This is a genomic window from Bacillus sp. Brlt_9 (assembly GCF_051948935.1).
GTDB lineage: Bacteria > Bacillota > Bacilli > Bacillales > Bacillaceae_G > Bacillus_A.
In genome coordinates this window covers 51634-60679 of sequence record NZ_JAYJLO010000015.1, presented here as the reverse complement: position 1 = coordinate 60679, position 9046 = coordinate 51634, and the positions used below count along the sequence as shown (strand labels likewise).

Sequence of the window (9046 nt, the reverse complement as noted above, 5' to 3'; positions counted from 1 at the left end):
ATATCATGGTGAAAAATGAAATGCAACACCTTTTGAAAACTTTTTTTAAATTAACTACATTTCTTTTTTAATATCATATACTTAAACGAAATATCTCTTTCATTTCTAAGAGATTCCTACATATATTCTATATAAAGTCACTCTACCCAAAAACATTTCTTTCTATAATAAACGTTTTATTCATATACCATATCATACAAGGAGGAATACATATGGACTATACCGATTTATTAATTAAACTAGGTCTCTCAGCTATTTTAGGATTCGCCATCGGTTTAGAGCGCGAATTAAAACGAAAACCACTCGGTTTAAAAACGTGCTTAGTTATATCTATTATTAGTTGCCTCCTAACAATCGTTTCTATTAAAGCAGCTTACAACTTACCACATACTGATCATATGAATATGGATCCTCTTCGACTTGCCGCTCAAATTGTATCAGGAATCGGTTTTTTAGGGGCCGGTGTTATTTTACGTAGAGGAAATGATAGTATTGCAGGGTTAACGACTGCCGCTATGATTTGGGGTGCTTCTGGTATTGGCATCGCCGTTGGAGCCGGATTTTATATCGAAGCAATTTTCGGGATGTGTTTCCTTATGATTAGTGTAGAACTTATACCACTCACGATGAAATATGTAGGCCCTAGATCATTTCGTCAACGTGATATCGCTGTGAAGCTTGTTGTGCGAAATATGGACAATATCCCAACTGTAATTGAAGAAATAAAAGAAATGGATATCAAGGTTAAAAATATGAAGCTCAAAACATTGGAGAATGGCTCGCACTATTTACATTTGAAATTATGTATCGATCAAAAAAGACATACTGCTGATGTTTACTACGCTCTCCAGCATCTTGAAAGTGTTCAACAAACTGAAGTGGAAAGTATGTAACGTAAAATAAACTCTCTTTTAAATTAGAGAGTTTTTCTTTTTTCTATAATGGTAACAATGAATGTAGTCCTGCAAAATAAGGAGGAATAAGAGTTTGAAATCCCGTCCAAATTTAGTAGAAACATTTCGTGATTCCATTATTTTTCGTTTAATCTGTTTTATCATTGTACTTACTGCTATTTCCGGCTTTCTTATACATAGACTAGAGCCATCGCACTTCACTACATGGTTTGATGGAATTTGGTGGTCAATCGTTACAATTTTCACTGTTGGCTATGGTGACTTTGCCCCGCATACACTACTAGGCAAACTTATCGGTATGGGTATTATTTTATTTGGAACTGGATTTTGTTCTTATTATATGGTTCTATTCGCTACCGACATGATCAATAAACAATATATGAAAATTAAAGGAGAAGAAGCCGCTACCTCTAACGGTCATATGATTATCGTTGGCTGGAATGAACGTGCAAAACATGTTGTAAAACAAATGCACATATTACAGCCAAATCTTGATATCGTTTTAATTGACGAAACACTTTCTTTACTCCCAAAACCATTTCATCATTTAGAATTTATAAAGGGATGCCCCCATCACGATCAAATTTTATTAAAAGCTAATATTACAACAGCCCATACTATATTAATAACAGCTGACAAAGAAAAAAATGAAAGCTTAGCAGATACACAGTCCATTTTAAATATTTTAACTGCAAAAGGGCTCAATCCAAACATTCACTGCATCGCTGAACTTCTTACTTCTGAACAAATACAAAATGCAACGAGAGCTGGCGCCTCAGAAATTATAGAAGGAAATAAATTAACGAGCTATGTATTTACCGCTTCTCTCTTATTCCCTTCCATTTCAGGCGTACTATTCTCACTTTACGATGAAATCTCTGATAATAAATTGCAACTGATGGAGCCGCCCCAATCCTGCACCGGACAAACTTTTGCAAATTGTAGCTATACTCTGTTAAAGCAAAATATTCTCTTACTAGGTATAAAGCGCGACGAACAATATATGATTAATCCCGTGCATTCCTTTGTTCTCATTGAAAGCGACATACTCATCGTTATTCACCATTAAGAAAATGTTTTTCTAGTTCCTGCATGAGCACTTTCCCAATATTGATATATTTTCTTTTCACATCTCCATCTGGATCTTTCGGCTCAGCAAATTGATCCATTCCGCTAGTTCCGGCTGTTAACGTATTTACATGATCATCTAGTTCGTCTTGATATACGTGCGAAAGAATATAAGGCGTTTCAAGACGGACTATTACACCAGGTACATCTAACTCTCCATCTACTGCTGTAAATGGCACTCGCAGAAATTGATAGCCATCTTCTTCATCAATTTTATAATCAAAACATCCTTTATCATAATCCCAATTGCCACCAATGCTATACCCTAGTGGCTTCATGATCTCTTCTAACTTATATAACGCATATGTACGTCCTTCTAGATTTGATTGAATTGGAATCAAGCCCATCCCTCCTAGCCTTTTTCTTTAGCATACCCACTCTAGTTTGAATATACTGATGAACTTTTCGATAAAATAATAAAAAGCGACCGGAATCCGGTCGCTTTTTATTATTTTAAACGCTCTTCTAATTCTGCTTTTAACTCTTCAAATCCTGGTTTGCCAAGTAAAGCAAACATGTTTTTCTTGTATGCTTCTACTCCTGGTTGGTCAAATGGATTTACGCCTAGTAAGTAGCCGCTCATCGCACATGCTTTTTCGAAGAAGTATACAAGGTAACCAAATGTGTACTCATTTAATTCAGGGATATTTACGATTAAGTTTGGTACGCCACCATCGCTATGTGCAAGTAATGTACCTTCGTATGCTTTTGTGTTTACGAAGTCTACCGTTTCACCAGCAAGGTAGTTTAGTCCATCTAAATCGTTTTCTTCTGATTCAATTGTTAGTTCATGTGTAGATTTACCTACTTTCAGAACTGTTTCAAATAAGTCACGACGACCTTCTTGAACGTATTGACCTAATGAGTGTAAGTCAGTTGAGAAGTTTGCTGAAGATGGGAAAATACCTTTTTGATCTTTTCCTTCACTTTCACCAAATAACTGTTTCCACCATTCAGAGAAGTATTGAAGCGCTGGCTCATAGTTAACAAGCATTTCAATTGTTTTCCCTTTATTGTATAAAGCATTACGAACTACTGCATATTGGTAAGCTGGGTTTTCTTCTAGTTCTGATGCACCGAAGTCACCATGACCAGCAGCTGCACCTTGCATCATCTCTTCAATATTTAAACCACTAACTGCGATTGGTAATAAACCAACTGGCGTTAATACAGAGAAACGGCCTCCAACATCATCTGGAATAACGAATGTTTCGTAACCTTCATTATCAGCTAATGTTTTTAATGCACCACGTGCTTTATCTGTAGTTGCATAAATACGTTTGCGAGCTTCTTCTTTTCCATATTTCTCTTCTAATAACTTACGGAAAATACGGAATGCTAGTGCAGGCTCTGTTGTTGTACCTGATTTTGAAATAACGTTAATAGAGAAGTCTTTACCTTCTAATACGTCCATTAAATCTTTCATGTAAGTGGAGCTAATGTTTTGTCCAACAAATAGCACTTGTGGAGTTTTACGTTGTTCTTTAGAAAGTGTGTTGTAGAAAGAATGGTTTAACATTTCGATTGCTGCACGTGCTCCTAAGTAAGAACCACCGATACCTACAACAAGTAAAATGTCAGAGTCATTTTTAATTTTTTCTGCGCATTTTTGAATGCGAGCAAATTCTTCTTTGTCATATTGAAGCGGAAGGTCTACCCACCCAAGGAAATCGTTCCCAGCTCCAGTTTTTTCGTGGATTGCATGATGTGTTACTTTCACTGCATCACGTAAATAAGTGATTTCATGTTCACCGATGAAGGATAACGCTTTAGAATAGTCGAACGTTACATGTGTACTCATCTTTTTCCCTCCAATAATGTATATGTATTTCTGTATTCACTTTAGCGAAACTGAAGTTGTAAATCAAGCGATTAGGTAATTGTAAACGTAACCAATATATATTTTTTAGAAAAAGTTCATTTTTTGCATAAAAATTCGCATTTTTCGGTATAGATGTATATACATCCTTTTTCTTATATTTTTTATGTATAAAAACAACATAACTACACCATTCTATAAAAGAGTTAATTAACTCATCGCTTGCTCACGCTTCACAATTAAGGGGGGCTTTTTCATGAGTACTCTGCAACGTATCGCATTAGTCTTTACTGTAATTGGTGCTGTGAACTGGGGACTAATCGGGTTCTTCCAGTTTGACTTAGTGGCAGCCATTTTCGGTGGACAAAACTCAGCTCTGGCACGTATTATTTACGGCATCGTCGGTATTTCTGGGCTTATCAATCTTGGTTTACTCTTTAAACCATCAGAGAATCTTGGCACTCACCCAGAAACGAACGAAATTCGCTAGTCAGTATGTCTTTACTTCACCTCCGACATACGAATATGATTGCATGCAATCATATTTGCAAATATATATCATAAGACAAAGTAAAAGAGGAACGCTCATATGCGCTCCTCTTTTACTTTGTTAACTCGGACTCTTCAATCCATTCTGTTAGCTTTTCTCGCAGCGTATTAAAGCCGTCCTTAGATGGATTCGGTATAAGAATCCGTCCTTGTTTTCTTTTCGCTGCTTTTAACGATAAACTCATTTTTCTGTGTTCTTCATCAATTGAAAGTACCTTTACTTCTACTGTATCGCCGACTTTTAAAAAGTCATGAATATCCTTTACATATCCATTTGTAATTTCAGATATATGCACAAGTCCTTGTGTTTCTGCATCTAACGCTACAAATGCACCGTAATCTTGAATCCCAGTCACTTTCCCTGTTACAACCACTCCTGTTGTATATTGTTCTGACATATGAAACACTCCCATACGTTTACCATTTTCTCTACAATTGTAGATAGCAAAGCAGATGATTTATTGTTAAATATCCGATTAGTTAATACGTATCCTAAGTAAAGCGAATCAGGATACGCATACCTTATATTAGTAAATTATACCACTATGACAGAACTCATTCAAAATTCATGAAAAAATTTCCTTAAGTAAGTATAATTCTCCAATATTGGGATAGAATACTAACACATGGCTTTCTAGTATTCCCCCCCTTTTATGGACAAAACGTATTGTGTTTTGTCCTTTTTTTATTCTCTATAAACCGTTCCATTCTCTTCATTGCTTCCATAAGCTGTTCAAGCGATGTTGCATACGAACAACGAATAAATCCTTCACCACTTTCGCCAAATACACTTCCAGGTACAACAGCCACTTTTTCTTCTAATAATAACTGTTCTGCAAATTCCGCCGAAGATAGACCAGTTGAAGAAATAGAAGGAAAGACATAAAATGCTCCGCCAGGCACATGACATGTTAATCCCATTTCATTGAAAGATGTCGTCATAAAATTACGGCGTTTCTTATAACTATCTCTCATCCGAATTACTTCATCATTCCCCGCGCGTAACGCTTCAAGTGCTGCGAACTGAGACATCGTCGGTGCACACATCATGGAATACTGGTGAATTTTAAGCATTAATTCCGAAAAATGAACAGGAGCTGCAATCATACCGAGGCGCCATCCTGTCATCGCAAATCCTTTTGAAAATCCTGAAATTAAAATCGTATGCTCGCGCATATTTTTAATACTCGCGAAACTTGTATATATTTCGTCATATACAAGTTCTGCATAAATTTCATCAGATAATACGATTAAATTGTACTTCTCAACAATCAATGCTATTTCTTCAAGCTCGCTTTTATTTAGCATTGCACCTGTTGGATTATTTGGTGAACAAAGTAAAATTGCCTTTGTTTTCGCTGTAATAACTGCTTCAATTTGCTTTGGTTGCACTTTAAACTCATTTTCTAAAGTACTCGCGACCGGAACCGGAACTCCTCCAGCTAATGTTACAAGCGGTGCATACGAAACGAAACTCGGTTCAATAATGATTACTTCATCATCAGGATTTATAATGGCACGCATCGCTACATCTAACGCCTGACTCGCTCCAACTGTAACAATGATTTCATCGTTCGGATCATAAGATACTGCAAATTGTTTTTTTAGATACTTTGCTATTTCTTGACGGAGCTCCAATAATCCTGCATTTGCTGTATATGACGTATATCCTTGTTCTAAAGAACGGATACACGCTTGCCTCACATTCCAAGGTGTAACGAAGTCAGGCTCTCCTACTCCAAGAGAAATAACACCTTTCATATTTGCTGCTAAATCGAAAAACTTTCGAATACCAGATGGTTGTAACGATTCTGCTGCTCTAGATAGTTCAAATTGCTTCATGGTGTCACCACAATTCGCTTATCATCATCGTTTTTTTCATAAATAATTCCCTCATGCTTATACTTCTTCAAAATGAAATGCGTTGTCGTAGAAACGACAGATTCAATTGTTGCTAATTTCTCAGAAACAAACATCGCGACTTCTCCCATTGTCTTTCCTTCTAATGTAATAGAAAGATCGTATGTCCCTGACATTAAATACACAGACTTTACTTCTGAATAGCGATAAATTTGTTCAGCAACCGCATCGAACCCAACGCCGTGCTTTGGCGTAACTTTCACATCGATCATCGCCGTTAAACCTGTATGTTCTTTCACCTTCGTCCAATCGATATGTGTTACATAATCCACGATAATCTTTTCCGCTTCTAATTTTTCAACCATTTTCTTTACTTCTTCTACTTCTATATTTAACAGCTTCGCTAATATATCTACAGTTAATCGACTATTTTTTTCAAGACAAGCTAATAATTCTAATTCCTTTTCCGTCACCATATAAATCATCCTTCCTTTTCGTTTGTGTCTAAATTATACAAATACCCTTTCCATTTTGAAAAGAAGATTTTTTTAGTGAATTATGTCAAAATAAAGTGAAACTTTAATCAGTGGAATGCTTTACCCCGCTGATTATTAGCCTACACCAATCGGACTTTTACGAGCAGTTGATCTCCCACCTCACTTCTTTGCCTCAATCGTCTTTTAGGTGGGAGTCTTACTGCTCGTTAAAGCGGGGTAAAGTGAAACTTTAATCAGCCGAAAAATGCGTGATAAAGCGAAAGGGGATGGAACCGTGAAACCAAAAGTTTATATTGCCGAGCCAGTTCCAACATTTGTAGAAAAATATTTATCAGAGCACTGCGATTATGAAAAATGGGAGAAAAATGAGAAAGTACCTCGTGATGTCCTATTAGAGAAAATACAAGATAAAGATGGTTTATTAAATTTTGGATCTGCTATTAATGAAGAATTATTAGAGGTAGCTCCTAACTTAAAAGTAGTGAGCAACATTTCTGTCGGTTACGATAATTTTAATTTACAAGCGATGGAAAAGCACAATGTTATCGGAACGAATACACCATACGTATTAGATGATACAGTAGCTGACCTCGTTTTTGCTCTTATGTTATCTGCTGGTCGCCGTGTTTGCGAACTTGACTCCTACGTAAAAAATGGTGAATGGAATGCCGAAATTGGAAAAGAGCACTTCGGGCTAGATGTACACCATAGTACAATCGGCATTATCGGCATGGGCCGAATTGGAGAAGCCGTTGCAAAACGAGCAAAATTCGGATTTGATATGGATGTTCTTTATTATAACCGTCGCCGTAAAGAAGAAGCGGAGCAAAAATTCGATGCTACATATTGTGATTTACAGACGCTACTCAAGCAATCTGACTTTATCGTTCTTCTTACTCCATTAACAGATGAAACGTATCATCTTATCGGAGAAAAGGAATTTTCATTAATGAAAGAAACGGCAATCTTCATCAATGCTTCTCGCGGGAAAACAGTCGATGAAGAAGCGTTAATTCATGCCTTAACAGAAAAGAAAATCTTTGCAGCAGGCATCGATACTTTTACACAAGAGCCGATTCAAAAAGACAATCCGCTCTTATCCTTGCAAAATGTTGTTACTTTACCACACATTGGATCTGCAACATTAAAAACGAGGCAGCAAATGGCTATGACAGCCGCTGAAAATTTAGTTGCAGGGTTACAAGGAAAAACACCGCCTCATATTGTTCGCGGGTAATGATGAATAAGCGAAAGGCAAGATGACACCGTCATCTTGCCTTTTTTTGTTAACATATTTTTTTCTGCCTTGGAGATGATATGAACAAAAATCAATGGAGTGACAAAAAATGAATCACGAATATACTTGTCCTTATTTCACTTTTTCCACTCGCGGCACTACTATTCATTACGAATTGTATGAACATGACAATAAAACAGAACGTCCTACTTTCGTACTCGTTCACGGCTTTTTATCTTCTTCATTCAGTTACCGCCGTCTTATCCCTTTACTATCGAAGGAAGGAACAGTAATTGCTCTTGATTTACCACCGTTCGGAAAAAGTGATAAGTCGCATCTATTTAAATATTCTTATCACAATTTAGCAACGGTTATTATCGATTTAATTGAACACTTATCTCTCTCCAATATTGTGTTAGTTGGACATTCTATGGGTGGCCAAATTTCTCTTTATGTAAACCGTATACGCCCTGAATTAATTTCAAAGACAATTTTACTATGCAGCTCTAGCTATTTAGCACGCGCAGCTTTACCTTTACTGTACTCTTCTTATTTACCGTTCTTTCATTTGTACGTAAAGAACTGGATTATAAGGCGCGGCATCGTTCATAACTTAATGAATGTCGTTCATGATCACTCCTTAATTGATGATGAGATGAAGGAAGGTTACTCCGCTCCTTTTTATGACAACCGTATCTTCCCCGCTTTGACTCGTATGATACGAGATCGTGAAGGTGACTTATCTTCAACTGAATTACAAAAAATCGAAACACCTACACTACTCATTTGGGGTGAAAAAGATCGTGTCGTCCCAGTAGATGTAGGTCATCGTCTACACAAAGATTTACCGAATTCGAAATTCATTTCTTACGAAAACACAGGGCATTTACTACCTGAAGAAAAACCTGAACATGTTTATGAAGAAATCATCGCTTTTTCTGCGCAATAATTATAAAGTGAAACTTTAATCAGTGGGGGTTTTGTTCATCCCCCACTGATTATTAGTTGAACCAATCGGACGTTTACGGACAGTTAATCTCCC

The 9046-nt window shown here is 36.7% G+C and carries 10 protein-coding genes; 5 read left to right on the top strand and 5 right to left on the bottom strand.

The window, feature by feature from the left end; all coding sequences use genetic code 11:
• The first annotated feature begins 212 nt into the window (after window positions 1-212).
• Window positions 213-893, top strand: coding sequence for an MgtC/SapB family protein (locus VF726_RS29505; protein WP_440173813.1), 681 nt, complete (start codon window positions 213-215; stop codon window positions 891-893).
• 94 nt (window positions 894-987) lie between these two features.
• The gene (locus tag VF726_RS29500; RefSeq protein ID WP_440173811.1) at window positions 988-1983 is read left to right on the top strand and encodes a potassium channel family protein; all 996 of its coding nucleotides are present in this window, start codon (window positions 988-990) and stop codon (window positions 1981-1983) included.
• Here VF726_RS29500 and VF726_RS29495 read toward each other — a convergent pair.
• Together VF726_RS29495 and VF726_RS29490 are read right to left on the bottom strand one after the other, a co-directional pair.
• Complete coding sequence (locus VF726_RS29495; RefSeq protein ID WP_440173809.1) at window positions 1970-2383, bottom strand: YugN-like family protein; 414 nt, start codon at window positions 2381-2383, stop codon at window positions 1970-1972. The genes VF726_RS29500 and VF726_RS29495 overlap by 14 nt on opposite strands.
• A gap of 107 nt (window positions 2384-2490) precedes the next feature.
• Window positions 2491-3843: a glucose-6-phosphate isomerase gene (locus VF726_RS29490; RefSeq protein ID WP_440173808.1), complete on the bottom strand. Its 1353-nt coding sequence runs from the start codon at window positions 3841-3843 to the stop codon at window positions 2491-2493.
• A gap of 274 nt (window positions 3844-4117) precedes the next feature.
• On the opposite strand from VF726_RS29490, the gene VF726_RS29485 reads away from it, so the two are divergent.
• Window positions 4118-4351, top strand: coding sequence for a DUF378 domain-containing protein (locus VF726_RS29485; protein ID WP_000105788.1), 234 nt, complete (start codon window positions 4118-4120; stop codon window positions 4349-4351).
• A 112-nt stretch (window positions 4352-4463) separates the two neighbouring features.
• Here VF726_RS29485 and yugI read toward each other — a convergent pair whose 3' ends face one another.
• The 3 genes from yugI to VF726_RS29470 form a co-directional block, all read right to left on the bottom strand.
• Window positions 4464-4808, bottom strand: coding sequence for a S1 domain-containing post-transcriptional regulator GSP13 (gene yugI / locus VF726_RS29480; protein ID WP_000003767.1), 345 nt, complete (start codon window positions 4806-4808; stop codon window positions 4464-4466).
• A 253-nt stretch (window positions 4809-5061) separates the two neighbouring features.
• The gene (locus VF726_RS29475; protein WP_440173807.1) at window positions 5062-6252 is read right to left on the bottom strand and encodes an aminotransferase; all 1191 of its coding nucleotides are present in this window, start codon (window positions 6250-6252) and stop codon (window positions 5062-5064) included.
• The gene (locus tag VF726_RS29470; RefSeq protein ID WP_440173805.1) at window positions 6249-6746 is read right to left on the bottom strand and encodes an Lrp/AsnC family transcriptional regulator; all 498 of its coding nucleotides are present in this window, start codon (window positions 6744-6746) and stop codon (window positions 6249-6251) included. The genes VF726_RS29475 and VF726_RS29470 overlap by 4 nt, the downstream gene beginning before the upstream one ends.
• Before the next feature lie 265 nt (window positions 6747-7011).
• On the opposite strand from VF726_RS29470, the gene VF726_RS29465 reads away from it, so the two are divergent.
• Together VF726_RS29465 and VF726_RS29460 are read left to right on the top strand one after the other, a co-directional pair.
• The gene (locus VF726_RS29465; protein ID WP_440173804.1) at window positions 7012-8004 is read left to right on the top strand and encodes a 2-hydroxyacid dehydrogenase; all 993 of its coding nucleotides are present in this window, start codon (window positions 7012-7014) and stop codon (window positions 8002-8004) included.
• Between the two features lie 109 nt (window positions 8005-8113).
• Entirely contained in the window at window positions 8114-8953 is an 840-nt protein-coding gene (locus VF726_RS29460) for an alpha/beta fold hydrolase (protein WP_440173803.1), read from the top strand.
• The last annotated feature ends 93 nt before the right edge of the window (window positions 8954-9046 follow it).